Genomic DNA, 20,296 nt, shown 5'->3' with positions numbered 1-20,296 from the left:
GGACCGTGGGCCGGCCGGAGTGGCTGTGCACCTAGTCGTATTTCGGAAGTGAGAGCGGCGGTCTGTCTCCCTGGACCCCGGAGAGCGCCACCCTCCTGCCGCGCGCCTTCGCGCCGAACCCAGCGGCCATTCCGGCGGTTCCTCGCTCGAACGATGAGTGCGCGCGGAATTGAGGGGCAGGCGGCCCGATACGGCGAACACAGGCCCAGCTCATCCATAGGAAGCGGGACGCATGATCACCGTGACGGACAGCCGGCAACTGCGCATGCGGGCCGAGAACGACTTGGCCGAGCGCGCGTACGCGAACCCTTCGTCGATCACCCCGCGCGATGCCCGCACGATCTCCCGGCGCTTCTTCGACCGGCTCACCCGGCTCGAAGAAGGCACCCCCGAATTCAGCTATGTGCGCAATGTGCTGATCGAGATGAACCTGTCCCTGGTGCAGTACGCGGCCTCCCGCTTCAAGCACCGGGGCCCGCAGGAGATGGAGGACATCGTCCAGGTCGGCACGATCGGCCTGATCAAGGCGATCGACCGGTTCGAGCTGACCCGCGAGGTCGAGTTCACCTCCTTCGCCATTCCGTACATCACCGGCGAGATCAAGCGGTTCTTCCGCGACACCTCCTGGGCCGTGCACGTGCCGCGCCGCCTCCAGGAAGCCCGCATCGAGCTCTCCCGCGCCACCGAGGAGCTCCGCACCCGCCTGGGCCGCTCGCCCTCCACGGCCGAGCTGGCCGAGCTGATGCAGCTGGACCCGGCCGAGGTCGCCGAGGCGCAGAAGGCGTCCAACGGCTACAACAGCGTCTCCCTGGACGCCGCCGTCTCCGGACAGGACGACGAGTCCGACACCCTGCTCGCGGACTTCATCGGCATCGACGAGGACCGCTTCGAGCTCGTGGAGAACTTCCACTCCCTGGCCCCGCTCATCGCCGGCCTCGACGAGCGCGACCGCCGCCTGATCCACCTCCGCTTCGTCGACGAGCGCACCCAGCAGGAGATCGGCGAGGAGCTCGGCTGCTCGCAGATGCACGTCTCCCGGCTGATCTCCCGCCTTGTCGGCGAGTTGCGCAGCAGCCTGATGGCCTCCGACTGACCCCACGGCCCCACACGTGCCGCCGGTCCGCCGGCCACGCGCCGTGCTGACCGACCCCGGGAATGACGAAGCCGGCCGCACCTTCACGCCCGGCGAACTCTTAAATGCCTGTAGCACCTAAAGAGGCCCGGGGGGCCGTGCCGCAAAGGGAGTAGCTTGTATCAGGTCAGCCCTCGGCGGGTGGTATGACACCCAGCCCCCGTAGTGTGCTTCCGGCCTCGGTCGCTGACGAGTCCTTCTTCGACCGGAGGCCGCCATGCCCCCTTCCGTTCCCCCTGCGAGCCCTTCTTCGCACAACGGGCCGCCGCGGCTGCCGCGCGAGGCGCGGATCACCGCCGCGCTGATCGACCTGGCCGACACCCTGGTGGAGGACTTCGACCCGGCCGAGTTCTTCTACCGGGTCGCCGAACACTGCATGGACCTGCTCGACATCGGCGACGCCGGCGTCATGCTCGCCCTCCCGGACGGGCCGCTGCAACTGGTCGCGGCCTCCTCCGAACGCGTCCGCCTGGTCGAGCTCTTCGAACTCGACGCCAACGAAGGCCCCTGCCGGACCGCCTTCTACGACTCCGTCCCGGTCGATCACCCCATCGACGGTGAACCCGCCAACCACTGGCCGCGGTTCAGCATCCGCGCACACGACGCCGGCTACACCTCCGTGCACGCCACCCCGATCCGGCTGCGGGGGCAGACCATCGGCGTGCTGAACCTCTTCCGCCGGGTGCCGGGGCCGCTGCTCGCCGCCGACCGGCACCTGGCCCGAGCCCTGGCCGACGCCACCGCGATCTCCCTGCTCCAGCAGACCACCCTGGACCAGCACCGCACGGTGCGAACCCAGCTCGAGACCGCCCTGAAGACCCGTACCGCGATCGAGCAGGCCAAGGGGTTCCTGACCGCCCGCCACGGCACCGACCCCGCCGCCTCCTTCGACCACCTGCGCGCCTACGCCCGCAAGAACCATCTGCGCCTGGTCGATCTGGCCCGCGACCTCGTCGCCGGAACCGTCACCATCCCGCCGCCACCGGGTACCGACCGGACCACGGCCCGGCCCTGAACCCGGGCACGCCGACCCGGTGACCGCCCCGGCGCTGTGGTCGTGGGTGGTGAACGCGGCAGGGCAGGTAAAGTCTACGGTCGGATCAGTGCCTGGGACGGCGGGGTGCTGTGCGCAAACCACGGTCCGCGGGCTTCGTCGTGAGCACACTGTTGCGGAGATGCAGGCGTGAACCAATCAGATGCCCAGGCACGGGCCGTCGTCCCGACTGATCGCACCCGTCCTGCCCTGACAGGTCTTCCGGCGGAGCCGGCCGACGGCACACACGCCGAGACCCAGGCGCTGCGGGAACGAGTGGCGAGTCTGAACAAGCAACTGCGCGCCCGGCCCGCCGTATCCTATGCGCAAGGTCTGCTGGTGGGCCGCTACGGCGTCCCCGGCCCTCAGGAGGCGTTCGCGCTGCTGCGTGAGGTGTCCCAGCGCCACAACATCAAACTGCATCAGGTCGCCGCCGCTCTCATCACGTCCACCGCTCCGGCGCCGGGGGCACCGCAGTGGTTTCCCGGCCGCGTCCGCACTCCTGTCCCGCCCCTGCGCGTCCTGGCCCCGCACACCCTCGACGCCCGCAACCAGGCTGCCGTGCTGAAAGCCGCCCTGCACCGCGTACTGGAGGTGGCACAGGCCCAGGCGGGCAATGTCCAGCTCGTGGAGGCCGGCCTGCTTCGCCTGGCCCGGCATCACGGCCACAGCGCGCTGTTCACCGACTACTTCGCTTTCGTCGAGGACGGCACCCTGTGCGCGCAGGCCGCCGCCGACGGACAGCAGCGAACGGTGGGCGACATCGCCGCCGCCCACGACGTCTTCCCCGACGAGACCCGCCAGTTCCTCTGGGACACCGGCAGCCGTGCCGTCCACAGCGTGCCGCTCATCGGGACGGACAACATCGCGCGCGGTGTCATCTCCGCCCACTACCACCACCGCTTGAAGGACGGTCTCGACCGCACCCGGCTGGACACCTTGCGACAACTGCAGCAGCAGATGGGTGCCTATCTTCAGTGGCACCACCACAACGTCGTCCTCGACGCTCTGGAAGACCTCCACCACGGTGCGGGCGGCCGGCTGCCCGAGCGCGATCGAGGCCGGGAGCCATGGCGCGGTGACTGAGCGGTTGCCCTTCCCTCACCGTGGCTCGTCGCAGGTCAGCAGAGTGGGCGCGTCGTCCGGAGTGGCGACCAGGTGGAAGCGGTCGATGAGACGGGCGGCGCGGAACACCTTCAGAATCTTCGGGGCGGAGCAGACCACCACCAGGTACCCACCGCGCTCGTCGGTGCGTCGCTGGGCGCGGCAGAGCAGGCGCAGGCCGGAGGCGTCGAGGAACCGTGTCGCGCGGAGGTCGATGACGATCCGTGGTGCCTGCCCGCAGGTCGCGTCGTCCAGGTGTGGGGTGATGTGGAGGGCGGCGGCGATGTCGATCTCACCATGCAGCGCGAGAATCGTGTGGTCGGGGAGCCGACGGACACGAACGTATCCAGTGGGCAGGGAAGTATCGGAAGACATGGCGGCACCACCAGGGCGACGGGCTTACCGCCTCGACTGCGGGGCGGACGGACGGTAAAGGTCCGCTACCGCCGGGGACTTGGGCGATGACGTGCGTCGACCCTATGAGGGGCAGATCATGAGTGAGACGGACAAACGATTCTGTCCCCGCATCCTTCCCTCGTTAGGCTGGTAATCGCAGCGGTCGCTTGACAGGGGGGCGGCGAGGGCAGGAGAGGCCCCCTCAAGAGGTGAGGACCAACAGCGCCTTCACCCGCTCGCACCGCTGCCGCGCGTGTCCTCGGCGGGGGAGGTGAGGCCGTGCAGAGGCGAGTGCCCGTGCGGGCCGTCGGGCCGGCCGGCGTCCGCCTTCTGCATCTCCTCGTCGAGCGCCATGGCCGCGGTGACCAGGGAGAGATGGGTGAACGCCTGCGGGAAATTGCCGAGTTGCTCCCCGGAAGGGCCGATCTCCTCGGCGAAGAGGCCGACATGATTGGCGTAGGTGAGCATCTTGTCGAACGCGTGGCGGGCCTGGTTGATCCTGCCACTGCGGGCGAGCGCTTCGACGTAGAAGAAGCTGCACAGGTTGAAGGTGCCCTCCGAGCCGCGCAGGCCGTCGGGGGACGCCGCCGGGTCGTAGCGGTAGACCAGGCTGTCGCTGACCAGTTCCTCCTCCATGGCGTCCAGGGTGCTGATCCAGTCCGGGTCGTGGGGCGACACGAAGCCGACCTTGGGCATGAGCAGCAGCGAGGCGTCAAGGACGTCGGTGTCGTAGTGCTGAACGAACGCCTGGCGCTTGGGGTGCCAGCCCCGTTCGACGATCTGGCGGAAGACCGTGTCCCGCACCTCGGTCCAGCGGGCGACGTCGGCGGGGCGGGAGAACTCGTGGGCGGCCCGGATGCCGCGATCGAACGCCACCCAGGTCATCAGGCGGCTGTAGGTGAAGTTCTGGCGGCCGCCCCGGGTCTCCCAAATGCCTTCGTCGGGCTGGTCCCAGTTGTCGGCCAGCCAGTTCAGGACGTCGCTCAGCGCCTTCCAGCCGCGGATCGCGCCGATGTCGCCGCCCACGATCAGGGCGTCCGACGCCTCTCCGTAGATGTCGAGCTGCAACTGGCCGGACGCCGCGTTGCCCGCCCGCACCGGGCGCGATCCCTGGTAACCCTCCAGGTGGTCGAGGCGCTCCTCGACCAGCCGGGGATCGCCGTCGACGCGGTACATGATCTGCAGGGGGCCCACCGGGGAGGAGTCCTCGAAGGTGATGCGGTCGCGCAGCCAGCGGCGGAAGGCGTGCGCCTCGTCCTTGAAGCCCAGGTCGATCAAGGCCCTGACGGACAGCGACGCGTCGCGGACCCAGGTGTAGCGGTAGTCCCAGTTGCGCTCCCCGCCGGTCTGCTCGGGCAGCCCCATGGTGGCGGCCGCGATGGGCGCCCCGGTCGGCCGGTAGGTGAGGAGCTTGAGGGTGATCGCCGAGCGGTTCACGATGTCCTGCCAGCGGCCCCGGTAGGTACAGGAACGCAGCCACGACTGCCAGAACGCGCGGCATGTCTCGAGCGCGTCGGCGATCCCGTCGAGGGTGGGGCGCGGCGGCGCGGGGTCACCGGTGGCCGTGCTGGTCAGCACCACGGCCGCCGCCTGCCCGGCGGACAGGGTGAAGCGGGCGGTGATGTCGTCGCCGTCCGGGTGGAGCGTGATGCCGGTGGTGGACTGCAGATGCAGGTCGCTCCCCGGGCCGTGGAAGAGCGCGGAGTGGTCGTCGGCCGGTGTGAGCGTGTGCGGGGCACGGCCGTAGTCGAAGCGGGGCCGGCAGGCGAGAGCGAAGGGCATCTGTCCCCGTACGACCCGTGCGACCCTGACCAGTACGTGTCCGTCCGCCGGGGCGGAGGAGTCGATGGGGACCATGAAGTCGGCTACCTCGCCGACCCCTCCGGGCGCCATGAACCGGGTCACCAGGATGGCGGTGTCGGACAGGTACAGCTGCCGGACCGTCATGCCCTCCCCGCCCGGGACGTCCGCGGCGAGACGGCAATGGCCTCCGCGTTCGCTGTCCAGGAGCGAGGCGAAGACGCTGGGTGAGTCGAAGCGGGGCGTGCACCACCAGTCGACGGTTCCACCGGACGATATGAGCGCGGCGGTCTGCAGGTCGCCGACCATGCCGTGTTCCGCGATGGGCGGGTACCGGTTCACGAGGCCTCCCTGTCCGGACCGGCGCACTGCGGCGACACGGGTCGGCGCACGCCGGCGGTCTGTCCGTGCCACCCTTCCGGGACGCCCCACCCGTCGCCTCACCCGACGCGGGTGAGACCGCGGTCCGCCGCACGACGAACAGGCCTCGCCCGGTGGAGAGCCGGGGCGCGCGATGAGGCCGGGCCGCCCCATGTGACGCTCAGACACCCCAGCTCGGCGACACCGGTATCGGAGCCCGGCCGGGGCGGAACCGGTGGTGGATGCCGGAGATCGGTGTCGCGGTTCGCGGCACGAGCCCGTCGTGACCGCCTCCTTGTCGGAGGCGGGACGACGGCCGGACGGTCGGTGCTCGACCATGACGGGGCCGCCTCCGTCGCCACCGCTTGCCGCACCGCGCCGCCCGCGCCGTACTCGGTCGGGCCGCCCTGGCCTCGGGCCGGTCACTGGCGGGCCGTGTCACGCTGTCCGCACGGGTTCGTCCCCGTCGGGTACCGGGGTACGGTGGCCGTGCCGGGCGTGTCTCGTATGCCGTCATCCCTTTCGGTGTCGCTCTCGGAGAACGGCGAGTCCGGGGGCCCGTCGGTCCCCGAGGGACGTGGGGCCGATGTATTCGCAATCCTCCATCTTCAGCCGACGCGGCAGCCGCCGGGCCCCGACCGAAGAGGTGCTTTCCGGGCTGGCCTGCGTGGTCTGCGGGACCGACTACCGGGCGACGGAGGGCGCGGACGCCGTGGTGGTCTCCCACACCGATGACCGGTCCATGCTGGCCTGCCGGGGCGTGTGCGCCCGGATCGCCTGCGGGTCCACCGAAGGTCTGGACGAGCCCCCGCTGCCGCTGGCCGAGCGCGTACGCCGGTACGAGACCGGGCGCGCCGCCACGGAATCCGGTCCGGCGCCGGGCGACCAGGCGGAGAACGACGTGTGACCCTGCCGGTGGGCCGGCCCGGCCCGGCTCGGCGTCGACGACCCGGTCCTCATGCTCATGGCCCACCGGGGCCTTCAGGACACGCCGCAGGCCGTCCAAGTCGCGGCCTCGCGCCGCTTCGCCGCCTACGTGATCGAGGCGTTCCGCGCCGCTCCGGAGGCGGGAGCGCCCACGCCGCTGCCACCGGCGCCGCGCCTGCGGTTCACGGACGCGACCGGCATGCCGCAGATCCACCGGCATCGAGCCCGCGGGTCACGGACGCGCCGGACGCGGCCGGTGCGCCATGGCTCCGTCGCCCGTGGGTTCGCGGCGTGCCGAGGAGCGGCGTACGACGAGTTCCGGACGCAGGACGAGCTGCTGGTGGGTGTGGTCGGCGGGGGAGGCCGACGAGGTCTTGTCGATGAGGAGGGTGGCCGCCCGGGTCCCCATGAAGCGGGCGGGGCGGCGTACGGAGGTGAGCGGTACCGCGGCGGCGGCCGCGTGCTCGATGTCGTCGTAGCCGACGAGCGCGATGTCGTCGGGGACATGGACGCCCGCCTCGAAGAGCGCTTGCAGGACGCCGGTGGCGAGCAGGTCGTTCGCGCAGAAGACGCCGGTCGGGCGGGTCGGCAGGCCCAGGATGCGGGCCCCGGCGTCGCGGCCCGCGGCGGTCGTCATCTCCTCGCAGTCGAGTTCGGTCACCGTGGAGGCGGGGAGTCTGGCCCGGGCCAGTGCCCGGAGCGTTCCCCGGCTGCGGGCCTGCACCTGGGGGAGGTGGGGCGGGCCGCCGACGAAGGCGATGGAGCGGTGGCCGGCCGCCAGCAGGTGGGCGGTGGCGAGTTCGCCGCCGAGGACGTCGTCGACGGCGACCGAGCACACGTCGCCACCGGGCGCGAGGTCGTCGAAGACGACCAGGGGGATCTGGCCGCGCTTCATCGCCCTGACGGTGCGGCCGGACGACTCGGTCGGAGCGAGCAGGGCCCCGCGGATCCGGTGCTCGATGAGCAAGGACGCGTAACGCGTCTCCTCGGCCGGGTCGCCCGCGCTGTTGCAGACCATGATGCCGAGCCCTGCCCGGCGGGCGGCCTGTTCGGCGCCCTGGACGAGGGCGACACAGAACGGGTTGGCCAGGTCGTGCACGATGACGGCCATGATGCGCGAGGGCCGTCCGCGCAGCACGCGCGCGGTCTCGCTGCGCACATAACCGAGCCGGTCGATGGCGGCCTGGACCCGGCGCCGGGTGTCGGGCGAGACCTTCTCGGGCTGGTTGTAGACGTTGGACACGGTGCCGAGCGAGACACCGGCCTCCCGCGCGACGTCGACCATGCCCACACGCTGCCTCACGGTGAACCCCCGGCTCTCATGGCCGCGTTCACTCGGGTGCCGCCGCCGGGGACGCGGTGCTGGCGCGCACCACGAGCCGGGGGGTCATGGTGGTCTGCACGGCGCGGTCGCGCCGGCCCTCCACGCGCTCGATGAGGAGGCGGGCGGCGGTGGCGCCCATGTCATGTCCGGCCTGGTCGACGCTGGAGAGCTGGACGGTGGCCAGGTCGGCGACGGCGGTGTTGTTGTACCCGACGAGCGAGACGTCCTGGGGGACGCGCAGGCCGAGTTCGTGGGCCGCGCGCCACAGGCCGAGGGCGGCGACGTCGGCTCCCGCCATGATGGCGGTGGGGCGCCGGGGGCCGGAGAGCAGGCTGAGGCCCGCCTTGTGGCCGCCTTCGTCGGAGTAGGCGGACTTGCAGACCTGTGCGTGGGCGTCGAGTCCGTGGCGCGCCATGGCCTGGGTGTAGCCGCGGGTCAGCTCGATCTCGGGGGTCTGCTTCCAGTGGCTGGCGCGGGTGCCGGGGGAGGAGACCAGGGCGATGTCCCGGTGTCCGAGTCCGACCAGGTGGTCGACGACGAGGGCGGCCCCCGCCGCGTCGGCGTCGGCTACGGAGTCGTGGCTGTCGGAGGGGTCGTGGTGGCCGATGACCACGGTCGGGGTGGCGCGGGCGACGGCGAGAACCTCTTCGCGCGGGGTGCCGGGCGCGATCAGGATGAGCCCGTCCATCTGCCGGTCGACCATGGACCGGATGACCTTCTCCTGGTCCTGGGCGCCGAATCCGGCCGCGCCGATCATGACGGTGTAGTCGGACTCGCGCAGTTGGTCGCGCACCCCGTCGAGGATGTCGGCGAAGAAGGTGTTGCGGATGTTGTCGAGCAGCACGCCGATCGTGTAGGTGCGGCCACGCATGCCGCGTGCGGCGGCGTGCGGCCGGTATTCGAGGGCGGCCATGGACGCGCGGACCTTCTCCTGCATCGCCGCGCTGACGCCGTAGGCATTGCGCAGCACTTTGGAGACCGCCGTGGTGGACACGCCCGCGTGCCGGGCCACGTCGGTGATGGTCACGCGCTTCTTCGATTGCGGCTCCGGCATGCTGCGTCGTCCCTCAACTCTCACTCGATGATGTAACGGTATACGCGAATTCTGCCCCCGAGCGCCAGGTGTGCGCAGGCTTTCGCCCATGTTACGGCCTCATGTCTTGACGTCCGCGCTGACTGAGTGCACTGTGGTCGCACTTCGAATGGGTAACGTTACCCACGGACGACATCCCCTCGCGACACCCACTCGGCCTGCAGCCCGCCGAGGACGAGCCGCCTTCCCGCAGGCCTCGCCGCACCCTCCGATCCGCCACGATGACTGGGAGCATGCCGTGAACACCGATTCCTCCGCCGCCAGAAGGGCCCGCCTCGCCGGCCTGACCGCGGGCACCGCCGCCCTGGCCCTCTTCACCGCCGCGTGCGGGGGCACCGGAGGCGGATCCGCCTCCGCTCCCGAGAGCTTCGGCTACCTGACCGTCAACGAGAACGCCACGGTCAAGAACGCCCTGGGCACCCTGTCGAAGGGGGCATGCGCGGACGAGAACAAGGCGCTGCCGCTGAAGGTCGAATCCGTCCCCCAGACCGGCCTCGACCAGAAGTTGCAGCTGCTGGCCGGGCAGAACGCCCTGCCCGTGCAGTTCGCCGCGGGCAACGCCCCCGCCCTGACCGACAAGCTCTACAAGTCCGGCAAGATCGCCGACCTGGAGAAGGAGCTCGGCAAGCTCGGTGTCCTGGACCGGATCCAGCCCGGCGCGATGTCCACGATCAAGGCCCTGTACGGCGGCAAGCTGGAGGTCCTGCCGTACGAGTACAACATCGAGGGCATCTTCTACAACAAGGAGACGTTCGCGAAGAACGGCATCACCGAGCCCGGCACCTGGGACGAGCTGACGGCCGCCGCCGCGAAGCTCGACGCCAAGGGCGTGCAGCCGTTCTCCGCCTCCGGCCAGCAGGGCTGGCCCCTGACCCGCCTCATCAGCGGCTACCTCTACCGCAGCCTCGGCCCGGACGCCCTCAAGGACGTCAAGGACGGCAAGGCGAAGCTCACCGACCCGCCGTACGTGAAGGCCGCCGAGGAGATCGCGGAGCTCGGCAAGAAGGGCTGGTTCGGCAAGGGCGTCGGTTCCATCGACTACGACACCGCGATGAACCAGTTCCTGACCGGCAAGGCCGCCATGTTCTACATGGGCAGCTGGGCCCTGACCAACGTCGCCGACAAGAAGGCGAACACGGTCGGCGCCGACAATGTCGGCTTCATGCCGTTCCCCGCCGTGAGCGGCGGCAAGGGCTCGATCGACCAGTACCCCTCCAACGTCGGCCTGGGCATCACCCTGGGCAAGAACATGGACGCCAAGACCGGCGACTGGGTCACCTGCATCGCCAAGAACTACGGCAGCACCGCCCTGAAGGACCAGGGCTCCATCTCCGGCTTCAAGACCAGCACCGACGTCAAGGCCGCCGACGAGGTCTCCAGCAAGGTCCGCGAGACCATCAGCGCGTCCAAGCAGAACGTGCTCTGGTTCGAGGCCCTCTTCAGCACCAAGGCCACCACGGTCAGCCAGACCAACGCGGCGGGCCTCGTCAACGGATCCATGAGCCCCAAGCAGTTCATGCAGACCGTGCAGGACGCACTGTCGAGCGAGTGAGGCGCGCACACCGACGGTTCGGGCCCGCCGGGCCCGAGCCGTCCCCTCCCGCCCCACCGCCTCCCTCACGAAGTGGACCTTCTCCATGCACCGCGTACTCGGTGACCGCCGGGCCGTCCTGATCCTCCTCGGCCCCGCCCTGCTCGTCTACTCCCTGATCATGCTCGTCCCGACCCTGTGGTCACTGGGATACAGCTTCACCAAGGGCAACACGATCGACGGGTTCACCGGCAACGGCCTGGACAACTTCCAGCGCCTGTTCACCGACCCCGACGTCCGCAGCGCCCTGTGGTTCACCGCCAAGTACGCGGTCACCGTCACCGCGGGCCAGGTCGTCGCCGGCTACCTCCTGGCCCTGCTCTACGTCTTCTTCCTCAAGAAGGCGTCCGCGCTCATCCGCACCCTCGTCTTCTTCCCCGTCGTGCTGCCCACCGTCGCCGTCGGCCTGCTCTTCAAGAACTTCTTCCAGGTCGGCCCGCAGACCGGACCGGTCAACTCCCTGCTGAACGCCGTCGGAATCGAATCCATCGACTTCTTCGGCGACCCGGGCCACGCCTTCTGGGTCCTGATCGCCATGGACATCTGGCGGTCCATGGGCTTCTACGCCGTCCTGCTCTTCGCCGGACTCGTCGACATCCCCGACGAAGTCCTCGAGTCCGCCCGCCTCGACGGCGCCTCCGGCCCGCGCCTGATCCGCCACATCGTGCTGCCGATGTCGTTCCCGGTGCTCATGTCCTCCCTGATCTTCAGCATCAACGGCACCCTCAAGGCCTTCGACTCGATCATCGCCCTGACCAACGGCGGCCCGGGGAACAGCACTTCACCGCTGACGCTCTACATGTTCCAGACGTCGTTCACCTACAGCGACTACGGCTACGGCAGCACCATCGCCCTGCTGCTGACCATCGTCTGCCTGATGGTGACCCTGGTCGTCTTCCGCGCCTCCCGGCGCGACCTCACGAAGGACTGAGCCCATGGCCCTCGACACCACCCACCCCGCCGCGGCCACGGGCACCAGCAAGCTCCCCGCCGCCACCGCGCCCCGCCGCGCCGCCCGCCCACGCTCCACCCGCCTGTGGGTCAGGATCGTCATCACGCTGCTGCTGATCGTCGAGATCTACCCGCTGATCTGGATGTTCCTCACGTCGCTCAAGTCCAACAGCGACTACCTCAACCACTCCACCTGGAGCCTGCCCAGCACCTGGGAGTGGGGCAACTACGCCGACGCCTGGACCACCGGCAACATCGGCCTCTACGTCAAGAACAGCGTCCTGGCCGTCGTCCCCGCCCTCGCCCTCATGCTGCTGCTCGGCACCGCCGCCGGATTCGCCCTCCAGGTCATGGTCTGGAAGGGCCGCAGCCTCACCCTCCTTGTTTTCCTCGCGGGCATGATGGTGCCTCCGCAGATGATCCTGCTGCCGCTGTTCACCGTCTACTTCCAGACCGGCCTCTCCGGCACGCTGTGGCCGCTGATCCTCACCTACACCGGTACCGGGCTGCCGCTGACCGTCTTCATGATGGCCACCTACTACCGGTCCGTGCCCCGCGAACTCTTCGAGGCCGCCACCATCGACGGCGCGGGCATCCTGCGCGCGTTCTGGACCATCAGCATCCCCCTGGTCCGCAACGCCCTCCTCACCGTCGGCCTCGTCCAGTTCTTCTTCATCTGGAACGACCTCCTCATCGCGCTCACCTTCACCAACAACCAGGACCTGCGCACCATCCAGGTCGGCCTGCTCAACTTCAGCGGCGACTTCGGCGCCACCCAGTACGGCCCGCTGTTCGCCGCGATCTGCATCAACGTCTTCGGCACGCTCGTGATCTACCTCTTCCTCAACCAGAAGGTGATGAAGGGCCTCACGTCCGGCGCCGTCAAGGGCTGACCACCACCGCCCCTGGTGATCGACGCCCACCTCCTGAAAGGCCCCCCTTCCGTGACCTCCCAGCCCACCCCCGTCACGTTCGAGCACCTGCGTGACGGACTCGGGACCGGCGCCGCCGCCCCCCGCCTCTCCTGGCACCTGCCCGCCTCCGCCCCCGGCCAGGACGCCTACGAAGTCGAGACCGACCGCGCCGGCACCGTCCACCGCACCGGCCGCGTCGACACCGGCGACCACGTCCTCGTCCCCTGGCCCACCCCACCGCTCACCTCCCGCGAATCCGCCACCGTCCGCGTCCGCGCCTGGACCACCGGCCACGACACCCCCTCCCCGTGGAGCGCCCCCTCCACCGTCGAAGCCGGTCTCCTCACCCCCGCCGACTGGTCCGCCCGGCCCGTCGGCGCGAACTGGGCGGAAGACCCCGGCACCGACCGCCGCCCCGCCCGCGTCCGCAAGGACTTCACCCTCACCAAGCCCGTCGTCCGCGCCCGCCTGTACATCACCGCCCACGGCCTCTACGAGGCCGAGATCAACGGGCGGCGCGTCGGCGACGACACCCTCTCGCCCGGCTGGACCGTCTACGGCCGACGCCTGCGCTACTACACCTACGACGTCACCGACCATCTCGCCGACGGCGCCAACACCATCGGCGCCTGGCTCGGCGACGGCTGGTACCGGGGCCGCATCGGTTTCGACGGCGGCACCCGCGACATCTACGGCACCGACCAGTCCCTCATCGCCCAACTGGAGATCACCCACCCCGACTCCAGCACCACCACCATCGCCACCGACGCCACCTGGCAGGCCGCACCCAGCCCCATCATCACCACCGGCCTGTACGAGGGCGAGACCTTCGACGCCCGCCTGCACGACCCCGCCTGGTCCACCCCGCACCACACCGACACCGCCTGGCAGCCCGTCGCCGTCCACCACCGCGACCCGGCGACCCTGACCGCCCCGCACGCCTCACCCGTACGCTGTACGCAGGAAGTGGCGCCGGTCAGCATCACCCGTACCGCCGACGGACGCCATCTCCTCGACTTCGGCCAGAACCTCGTAGGCCGCCTGCGGATCACCTGCGACGGCCCCCGCGGGACCCGCATCACCCTGCGCCACGCCGAAGTCCTCCAGGACGGCGAACTCGCCACCCGCCCCCTGCGCGAAGCCGTCTCCGTCGACACCCTCGTCCTCGCCGGTACAGGACCTCTCACCTGGGAACCGCGGTTCACCCTGCACGGCTTCCGCTACGCCGAAGTCACCGGCTGGCCGGACGAGTTGAGGGCCCAGGACGTCACCGCGCGGGTCCACCACACGGACATGCGGCGCACCGGCTGGTTCGCGTGCGGCGACGACCTGATCAACCGCCTCCACGAGAACGTCGTCTGGAGCATGCGCGGCAACTTCGTCGACCTGCCCACCGACTGCCCCCAGCGCGACGAACGCCTCGGCTGGACCGGTGACATCCAGGTCTTCGCCCCCACGGCGAGCTTCCTGTACGACTGCGCCGGGATGCTCGACTCCTGGCTCACCGACGTCGCCCTCGAACAGCTCCCCGACGGCACCGTCCCCTGGTACGTCCCCGTCATCCCCGGCGGACCGCAGTGGACGCCCATCCAGCCCGGCGCCGCCTGGGGTGACGTCGCCACCCTCACCCCCTGGGTGCTCTACCAGCGCTTCGGCGACCGCGAACTCCTGCGCCGCCACTTCCCGATGGCCCGCGCCTGGGTCGACCTCCAGACCCGCCTCGCGGGACCGAGCAGGCTGTGGGACCACGGTCAGCAACTGGGGGACTGGCTCGACCCGGCCGCGCCCCCGGACGACCCTGCCGCTTCCCGCACCGACCGCTACCTCGTCGCCACCGCCTACTTCGCGCACTCCGCACGCCACCTCGCACGGGCCGCGACCGAGCTGGGGGAGACCGACACCGCCCGCACCTACGACCGGCTCGCCGACGAGGTGGCCCAGGCTTTCCGCGCCCGCTACCTCCTGCCCTCCGGCCGCATGACCAGCGACAGCGCCACCGCCTACGCCATCGCCCTCGTCTTCGACCTGCTCGAGACCGACGCACAGCGCCGACAAGCGGGCGACCGCCTGGCCGAACTCGTCGACGAGAACGACGCCAAGATCACGACCGGGTTCGTGGGCACCCCGCTGATCTGCGACGCGCTCACCGACACCGGCCACCTCGACACCGCGTACCGGCTGCTCACCCAGACCGAATGCCCCTCCTGGCTGTACACCGTGACCATGGGGGCCACCACCATCTGGGAGCGCTGGGACAGCATGCGCCCGGACGGCACCCTCAACCCCGGCGGCATGACCTCCTTCAACCACTACGCGCTCGGAGCCGTCGCCGACTGGCTGCACCGCGTGGTCGCCGGGCTCGCCCCGGCGGAACCCGGCTACCGCGCCATCGAGTTCCGCCCGCGCCCCGGCGCCGGACTGACCTGGGCCCAGGCCCGGCACACCACCCCCTACGGCGATGCCGCGATCGCCTGGGAGCTGTCCGCGGGCGTGCTCAGCGCCGAGGTGACCGTACCCGCGGGCTGCACCGGCACCGTCCACCTGCCGAACCGCCCGGCCGTCACCGTCGGACCGGGCGTGCACCACCTCACCGACCTGGCCGCGGACGAACAGGCGGCCTGAACTTCCCCGCCGCCCCAGCACCACAGCCGCCCCGCGGGGCGGCGGGGAACCGACGGCGGTGCCGGCGCGCCCTGACCCGCACCGGCACCGCCGTCCCTGCGTTCACGCCGACTTCAGCAGCGCGCCGTCTCCGCCCGTACGAGCACGGGAGCGCCGGTCAGCGCGTGGATGTCGTCGACGGTCACGCCCGGTGCCGTCTCGACCAGGGCCAGGCCGTCCTCGGTGACGTCGAGGACCCCGAGGTTCGTGATGACGCGGTCCACGCACCGTTCACCGGTCAGCGGCAGCGCGCACTCCTTGAGGATCTTCGCGCTGCCGTCCTTGGCGGTGTGTTCCATCAGGACGATGACCCGGCGCGCTCCGTGCACGAGGTCCATGGCCCCGCCCATGCCCTTGACCATCTTCCCGGGGATCATCCAGTTCGCGAGGTCCCCGGCGGCGGAGACCTGCATCGCGCCGAGGACCGCGAGGTCGATGTGGCCCCCGCGGATCATGCCGAAGGACGTGGCGGAGTCGAAGAAGCTCGCCCCGGGCAGCACGGTGACGGTCTCCTTGCCCGCGTTGATCAGGTCAGGGTCGACGGCGGCCTCGTCGGGGTAGGGGCCGGTGCCCAGGATGCCGTTCTCGGAGTGCAGCACGACGTGCACGCCCGGCGGAACGTGGTTGGGGACGAGCGTGGGCAGACCGATGCCCAGGTTCACGTAGGAGCCGTCCTCCAGCTCCTCCGCGGCGCGGGCGGCCATCTGCTCACGGGTCCATCCGGTGGGCGTGCTCATGCGCGTACGGTCCTCTTCTCGATGGTCTTGGCCGCTGCCTGGGCGGGGGTGAGGGCGACGACGCGCTGCACGAAGATGCCGGGTACGTGCACGGTCTCCGGGTCGATCTCGCCGGGCTCGCAGACCTCCTCGACCTCGGCGACGGTGACACGTCCCGCCATGGCGGCGAGCGGGTTGAAGTTCGCGGCGGCCCTGCGGAAGACGAGGTTGCCGTGCCGGTCGCCGCGCCAGGCCCGTACCAGTGCGAAGTCGGTGGTGATGCCGTGTTCCAGCACGTAGGCGGACCCGTTGAAGGCGCGGGTCTCCTTGGCCAGGGAGGCGGTGTGCACGGTGCCGTCGGGGTGGTGGCGCCAGGGCAGGCCGCCGCTCGCGACCTGGGTGCCCACCCCGGCCGGGGTGTAGAAGGCCGGGATGCCTGCGCCGCCCGCGCGCAGCCGCTCGGCGAGCGTGCCCTGCGGCACGAGCTCCACCTCCAGCTCACCGGCCAGGTACTGGCGGGCGAACTCCTTGTTCTCGCCGACGTAGCTGCCCGTCACGCGCGCGATGCGCCCGGACGCAAGGAGGACGCCCAGACCGTGTCCGTCGGTGCCGCAGTTGTTCGACACCACCCGCAGGCCGCGGGCGCCTTGTGCGTGCAGAGCGCCGATCAGGGTGTCGGGAACGCCGCTGAGGCCGAAGCCGCCGACCGCCAGGGAGGCGCCGTCGGGGATGTCGGCCACCGCGTCGGCGGCCGAGGCACTGACTTTGTCCATGAGTTGTCCTTTCAGCCGGGCCGTACGGCCGACCAGCCGCCGTCCACGACGAGATGGGCACCGGTGACGAACGAGGCCTCACCGGAAGCGAGGAAGACGGCCGCGTTGAGGACGTCGTCCGCGCGCCCCGCGCGTCCGATCGGCGGGGCTTCGGCCGGGGGACCGGCCCGGTCGGCGCCGTCCAGGTCGATACCGCCGGGGCTGACGCAGTTCACGCGGACCCCCAACGCGGCCCCCTCGGCCGCCAGTTGCCGCGACAGAGCGACGATCCCGCCCGCTGCCGCGGCCTGTGCTCCGAGACCGCGGCCGGGGCAGCCGGCGACAGCGGCGGTGGACGCCACCATGACGATGCAGCCCTCTCCGAGGGTCAGGTGCGGCCACACGGCCTTCGCGCACAGCCAGACGGCGTCCAGCCGCCCCCGCAGCGTGGCCGCGTAGTCGTCGAAGGGCTGCGCCTCGATGTGACGGTCACGGGGCGCGGGGCCCGGGGCGTGGGCCAGCAGCACGTCGATGGCGCCGAAGGCATCGACGGCCTCCCGCGCCCACGCCTGGACGCTGTCCGGGTCGGTGACGTCCAGCTTCTCCGGGTGGAGGGCGATCCCGCCGGCGCGGCCGATGAGGCGCTGGGTCTCCGACGCCCGGATGTGGTCCGTGTCGCCGCCCACGACCAGGGCACCCTCGGCGGCGAAACGCAGCGCGGCGGCCCGGCCGAGCCCGCTGCCCGAGCCGGGGACCAGCGCCACCTTCCCCTCCAGCCGTCTCACGGCGCCGCACCGGCCGCCCGGAGCGCGTCCGAGACGGACTTCACGCCGCCGTGAGCGGTGAGCCCGCCGTCCACGGGGATGTCGGCACCGGTGATGAACGCGGCGGCGTCCGAGAGCAGGAACGCGACGAGCGCGGCGACGTCGTCGACGCCGCCCGTGCGCCCCAGCGGGGTCTCGCGCAGGTTCGCCTCCCGGAACGCGGGGTCCGCGGAGGCGGTCATCTCGGTCTCGATGAAGCCGGGGTGGATGGTGTTCACCCTGATCCCGCGCGGGCCAAGTTCCAGCGCCGCCGTACGGGACAGGCCGCGCAGCGCCCACTTGCTGGAGGTGTACGCGGCCGGGTAGTGGGCGGTGAGCGCGGCCGATGAACCCACGTTGACGATGGAGGCGCCCGGAGGCATGAGCGGCGCGAGGTACTGCATGCCGAGCAGCGGTCCGGTGACGTTGACGCGGTGGACCCGCTCGAAGTCCTCCGGCCGAACCTCCGTAAGACGGGCGCGCCAGGTGATGCCGGCGTTGTTGACGAGCCCGTCGACGTGACCGTAGGCCCGCGCGAGTTCATCGCTCAGCTCCCGCCACGCCTGCTCGTCCGTGACGTCGAGCGGGCGGCACCCCTCGGCCTCCGCCACGTCGACGGCGATGACCCGCGCGCCGTGCGCCGTCACCGTCCGGGCCTGCGCCGCTCCCTGGCCGCGGGCGGCGCCGGTGACCACGACGACCCTGCCGAGCAGGGGCTTGGGGTGCGGGTCGCTCACGGACGCTCCCGGTCGCGGCGGCGGCCCGCGGGGAGGGGGACCGGCGCCACGCCCGGCACCACCGGGACGGAGAGGGTGCCGATGCCTTCCACGGTGAGGGTGACGGTGTCACCGGGCTTGAGCGGCGGCGGGGTCTGCTCGCCGCGCAGGCCCCACAGTTCGGCGAGGCAGCCGCCGTTGCCGCAGGTGCCCGAGCCCAGCAGGTCGCCGGGGACGACGCGGGTGCCGCGCGAGGCGTAGGCGACCATCTCCTCGAACGTCCAGCTCATGTTGGACAGCAGGTCCCGGCCGACGACCTCGCCGTTGATCTCGGCGGTCAGGGCCAGGCGCAGGAAACCCTCGCTGTCACGGTGGGGTTCCAGCTCGTCGGCGGTGACCAGGCACGGACCGATGCTGTTGGCGGTGTCCTTGCCCTTGCACGGGCCGAGCCCGACCTTCATCTCGGCGGACTGCAGGTCGCGGGCGGACCAGTCGTTGAGGATCGTGTAGCCGATGATGTGGTCGCGGGCCTGCTCGGGGGTGAGGTCGCTGCCCTCACGGCCGATGACGGCCGCCACCTCCAGTTCGAAGTCCAGGACGGACGAGCCCGGTGGCACGGGAACGGCGTCGTGCGGGCCGAACACCGCGTGGGGGTTGCTGAAGTAGAACGTCGGCGCTTCGTACCACTGCGCGGGTACCCCGCTGACGCCGTCGACCGACCGGCGTACGCCTTCGACGTGTTCCTCGAAGGTCACGAAGTCGCGCAGGGACGTCGGCCGCAGCGGCGGCAGCAGCCGGACGTCGGCCACGTTCGGGCCCGGGGGCACGTCCAGTGCCTGCGCGCCCAGGTCGAGCAGCGCGGGCAGACCTCCACCCGCCGCGACGACCTCGGTCAGGGACCGCACCCCGGGAAGCGGGAACAGAGTGCCGTCCGCTTCGAGTACGGCGACCCGTACGGACTCGTGGTGTTGATACGTGACAAAGCGCATGAGGGCAGCTCCCTTTGCATGGGTCCGGGGACGCGCCCGCCCTGATCAGGGCATGGACGGGCCGGCGCGCCCCCGGGGATCGGAGAGGTCAGACCGGCGGGGCGACGAACACGCCGCGGTCGACGTCGTTGAACGACTCCTTGGCGACGAGTTCGTTCATCGCGTTGGCCGTCCCCCACTGGTCGGTGACCTCGGGCTGGGAGAAGTCGTAGACGTGCGGGTGCCAGGTGTCCTCGTCGAGGAGCTCCAGCTCGGTGGTGTACTCCACGGTGTTGCCGTGCGGGTCGAGGAAGTACGTGAAGGTGTTGTCCCCCGCCATGTGGCGGCCGGGCCCCCAGACCTTGCGGAAGCCCGCGCGCATGACGCGCCCCGAGCCGCGCATGTACTCGTCCAGGCCGCGCATCTCGAAGGAGACGTGGTGCAGGGCGGTGTGCGGGCCCTGGGCGATGGCCATGGAGTGGTGCTGGTTGGAGATCCGCATGAAGTGCATGACCTCGCCCATGTGCGGCGAGGACAGGGTGTCCGACAGCGCGAATCCGAGGTGGCGCTCGTACCACTCCCGGGTCCGGTTCAGATCAGGGGAGTTGAGGACGACGTGGGAGAGCTTGACCGGGATGGCCTCCTTCTCCTCGATCTTGCGGTGCTGCCTGACACCGACCTCGGCGGAGACCTCGATGGTGCGGCCGTCGACGTCGAAGAACCGGAAGCCGTAGCCGCCGCCCGGAGTGTCGATCTTTCCGGGGCGACTGATCAACTGCACATCACCGGCGAGCAGTCGCTCCGCCAGTGTGTCCACATCGGCGGCCGAAGCCGCTCCGTAGGAGACGAGGTCGAGGCGCTTCTCCTCGGCCTTGCGCAACCGCACGACATACTGCTCGGGCGATCCCTCGGCGGCCAGGAAGGAGATACCGGAGTCCTCGGCGACCTTGGTCAGGCCCCACACTCCGGCGTAGAAGTCGAGCTGCTTGTCGTAGTCCGGCACGGCCAGATCGACATGGCGCAGATGGGTGAGCAGGCGAGCGCTCATGATGGTC

General features: G+C 70.8%; 18 protein-coding genes and 1 pseudogene. 9 read left to right on the top strand and 10 right to left on the bottom strand.

Going from position 1 to position 20,296, the window contains the following annotated elements; genetic code table 11:
- Positions 1 to 265: 265 nt before the first annotated feature.
- From ACH4RC_RS28190 to ACH4RC_RS28180, 3 genes are all read left to right on the top strand, one after another.
- Positions 266 to 1,093, top strand: coding sequence for a SigB/SigF/SigG family RNA polymerase sigma factor (locus tag ACH4RC_RS28190; protein ID WP_398206023.1), 828 nt, complete (start codon positions 266 to 268; stop codon positions 1,091 to 1,093).
- 256 nt (positions 1,094 to 1,349) lie between these two features.
- A complete protein-coding gene (locus ACH4RC_RS28185) occupies positions 1,350 to 2,147 on the top strand; it encodes a GAF and ANTAR domain-containing protein (RefSeq protein WP_398205893.1) in 798 nt (265 codons plus the stop codon).
- Between the two features lie 168 nt (positions 2,148 to 2,315).
- Positions 2,316 to 3,251: an ANTAR domain-containing protein gene (locus ACH4RC_RS28180; RefSeq protein ID WP_398205892.1), complete on the top strand. Its 936-nt coding sequence runs from the start codon at positions 2,316 to 2,318 to the stop codon at positions 3,249 to 3,251.
- A gap of 15 nt (positions 3,252 to 3,266) precedes the next feature.
- Here ACH4RC_RS28180 and ACH4RC_RS28175 read toward each other — a convergent pair whose 3' ends face one another.
- Both ACH4RC_RS28175 and ACH4RC_RS28170 read right to left on the bottom strand, forming a co-directional pair.
- Positions 3,267 to 3,644, bottom strand: coding sequence for an STAS domain-containing protein (locus ACH4RC_RS28175; protein ID WP_398205890.1), 378 nt, complete (start codon positions 3,642 to 3,644; stop codon positions 3,267 to 3,269).
- Positions 3,645 to 3,893: 249 nt separating this feature from the next.
- The gene (locus ACH4RC_RS28170; RefSeq protein ID WP_398205888.1) at positions 3,894 to 5,807 is read right to left on the bottom strand and encodes a glycoside hydrolase family 15 protein; all 1,914 of its coding nucleotides are present in this window, start codon (positions 5,805 to 5,807) and stop codon (positions 3,894 to 3,896) included.
- A 604-nt stretch (positions 5,808 to 6,411) separates the two neighbouring features.
- On the opposite strand from ACH4RC_RS28170, the gene ACH4RC_RS28165 reads away from it, so the two are divergent.
- Entirely contained in the window at positions 6,412 to 6,732 is a 321-nt protein-coding gene (locus ACH4RC_RS28165) for a hypothetical protein (RefSeq protein ID WP_398205887.1), read from the top strand.
- A 33-nt stretch (positions 6,733 to 6,765) separates the two neighbouring features.
- Positions 6,766 to 6,933: pseudogene (locus tag ACH4RC_RS28160) on the top strand (TetR/AcrR family transcriptional regulator); the annotation flags it as partial.
- A 51-nt stretch (positions 6,934 to 6,984) separates the two neighbouring features.
- Here the strand turns inward: ACH4RC_RS28160 and ACH4RC_RS28155 are convergent.
- Together ACH4RC_RS28155 and ACH4RC_RS28150 are read right to left on the bottom strand one after the other, a co-directional pair.
- On the bottom strand, positions 6,985 to 8,055 hold the full coding sequence (locus tag ACH4RC_RS28155) for a LacI family DNA-binding transcriptional regulator (protein ID WP_398205886.1): 1,071 nt from the start codon (positions 8,053 to 8,055) through the stop codon (positions 6,985 to 6,987).
- Positions 8,056 to 8,083: 28 nt separating this feature from the next.
- Positions 8,084 to 9,130 (bottom strand): LacI family DNA-binding transcriptional regulator, encoded by a 1,047-nt coding sequence (locus ACH4RC_RS28150; protein ID WP_398205885.1) that lies wholly within the window; start codon positions 9,128 to 9,130, stop codon positions 8,084 to 8,086.
- A gap of 277 nt (positions 9,131 to 9,407) precedes the next feature.
- On the opposite strand from ACH4RC_RS28150, the gene ACH4RC_RS28145 reads away from it, so the two are divergent.
- From ACH4RC_RS28145 to ACH4RC_RS28130, 4 genes are all read left to right on the top strand, one after another.
- Entirely contained in the window at positions 9,408 to 10,721 is a 1,314-nt protein-coding gene (locus ACH4RC_RS28145; RefSeq protein ID WP_398205883.1) for an ABC transporter substrate-binding protein, read from the top strand.
- An 85-nt stretch (positions 10,722 to 10,806) separates the two neighbouring features.
- Positions 10,807 to 11,691, top strand: a complete 885-nt coding sequence (locus ACH4RC_RS28140; protein WP_398205881.1) for a carbohydrate ABC transporter permease — start codon at positions 10,807 to 10,809, stop codon at positions 11,689 to 11,691.
- Positions 11,692 to 11,695: 4 nt separating this feature from the next.
- Positions 11,696 to 12,604, top strand: coding sequence for a carbohydrate ABC transporter permease (locus tag ACH4RC_RS28135; protein WP_398205879.1), 909 nt, complete (start codon positions 11,696 to 11,698; stop codon positions 12,602 to 12,604).
- Between the two features lie 51 nt (positions 12,605 to 12,655).
- The gene (locus tag ACH4RC_RS28130; RefSeq protein ID WP_398205877.1) at positions 12,656 to 15,247 is read left to right on the top strand and encodes a family 78 glycoside hydrolase catalytic domain; all 2,592 of its coding nucleotides are present in this window, start codon (positions 12,656 to 12,658) and stop codon (positions 15,245 to 15,247) included.
- 113 nt (positions 15,248 to 15,360) lie between these two features.
- Here ACH4RC_RS28130 and ACH4RC_RS28125 read toward each other — a convergent pair whose 3' ends face one another.
- The 6 genes from ACH4RC_RS28125 to ACH4RC_RS28100 all read right to left on the bottom strand — a co-directional run bounded on the left by ACH4RC_RS28125 (position 15,361) and on the right by ACH4RC_RS28100 (position 20,289).
- Positions 15,361 to 16,023: a CoA transferase subunit B gene (locus tag ACH4RC_RS28125; protein WP_398205876.1), complete on the bottom strand. Its 663-nt coding sequence runs from the start codon at positions 16,021 to 16,023 to the stop codon at positions 15,361 to 15,363.
- Positions 16,020 to 16,775, bottom strand: coding sequence for a CoA transferase subunit A (locus ACH4RC_RS28120; RefSeq protein ID WP_398205874.1), 756 nt, complete (start codon positions 16,773 to 16,775; stop codon positions 16,020 to 16,022). Before ACH4RC_RS28120 ends, ACH4RC_RS28125 begins: the two co-directional genes overlap by 4 nt.
- Before the next feature lie 11 nt (positions 16,776 to 16,786).
- The gene (locus ACH4RC_RS28115) at positions 16,787 to 17,539 is read right to left on the bottom strand and encodes an SDR family NAD(P)-dependent oxidoreductase (protein WP_398205872.1); all 753 of its coding nucleotides are present in this window, start codon (positions 17,537 to 17,539) and stop codon (positions 16,787 to 16,789) included.
- Positions 17,536 to 18,294 (bottom strand): SDR family oxidoreductase, encoded by a 759-nt coding sequence (locus ACH4RC_RS28110; protein ID WP_398205871.1) that lies wholly within the window; start codon positions 18,292 to 18,294, stop codon positions 17,536 to 17,538. The genes ACH4RC_RS28115 and ACH4RC_RS28110 overlap by 4 nt, the downstream gene beginning before the upstream one ends.
- Positions 18,291 to 19,262, bottom strand: a complete 972-nt coding sequence (locus ACH4RC_RS28105; protein ID WP_398205869.1) for a fumarylacetoacetate hydrolase family protein — start codon at positions 19,260 to 19,262, stop codon at positions 18,291 to 18,293. Before ACH4RC_RS28105 ends, ACH4RC_RS28110 begins: the two co-directional genes overlap by 4 nt.
- Before the next feature lie 88 nt (positions 19,263 to 19,350).
- Positions 19,351 to 20,289: a VOC family protein gene (locus tag ACH4RC_RS28100; protein WP_398205867.1), complete on the bottom strand. Its 939-nt coding sequence runs from the start codon at positions 20,287 to 20,289 to the stop codon at positions 19,351 to 19,353.
- Between the last annotated feature and the right edge of the window lie 7 nt (positions 20,290 to 20,296).

The organism is Streptomyces sp. NPDC016845 (genome assembly GCF_044332585.1).
Classification (GTDB): Bacteria; Actinomycetota; Actinomycetes; order Streptomycetales; family Streptomycetaceae; genus Streptomyces.
This window is presented reverse-complemented; position numbering and strand designations above follow the sequence as displayed.

Coding starts and splice junctions, on each gene's coding strand:
- ACH4RC_RS28105 (WP_398205869.1), bottom strand. CDS start 19,262: ATGCGCTTTGTCACGTATCAACACCACGAGTCCGTACGGGTCGCCGTA.
- ACH4RC_RS28150 (WP_398205885.1), bottom strand. CDS start 9,130: ATGCCGGAGCCGCAATCGAAGAAGCGCGTGACCATCACCGACGTGGCC.
- ACH4RC_RS28140 (WP_398205881.1), top strand. CDS start 10,807: ATGCACCGCGTACTCGGTGACCGCCGGGCCGTCCTGATCCTCCTCGGC.
- ACH4RC_RS28100 (WP_398205867.1), bottom strand. CDS start 20,289: ATGAGCGCTCGCCTGCTCACCCATCTGCGCCATGTCGATCTGGCCGTG.
- ACH4RC_RS28135 (WP_398205879.1), top strand. CDS start 11,696: ATGGCCCTCGACACCACCCACCCCGCCGCGGCCACGGGCACCAGCAAG.
- ACH4RC_RS28165 (WP_398205887.1), top strand. CDS start 6,412: ATGTATTCGCAATCCTCCATCTTCAGCCGACGCGGCAGCCGCCGGGCC.
- ACH4RC_RS28125 (WP_398205876.1), bottom strand. CDS start 16,023: ATGAGCACGCCCACCGGATGGACCCGTGAGCAGATGGCCGCCCGCGCC.
- ACH4RC_RS28190 (WP_398206023.1), top strand. CDS start 266: ATGCGGGCCGAGAACGACTTGGCCGAGCGCGCGTACGCGAACCCTTCG.
- ACH4RC_RS28185 (WP_398205893.1), top strand. CDS start 1,350: ATGCCCCCTTCCGTTCCCCCTGCGAGCCCTTCTTCGCACAACGGGCCG.
- ACH4RC_RS28120 (WP_398205874.1), bottom strand. CDS start 16,775: ATGGACAAAGTCAGTGCCTCGGCCGCCGACGCGGTGGCCGACATCCCC.
- ACH4RC_RS28175 (WP_398205890.1), bottom strand. CDS start 3,644: ATGTCTTCCGATACTTCCCTGCCCACTGGATACGTTCGTGTCCGTCGG.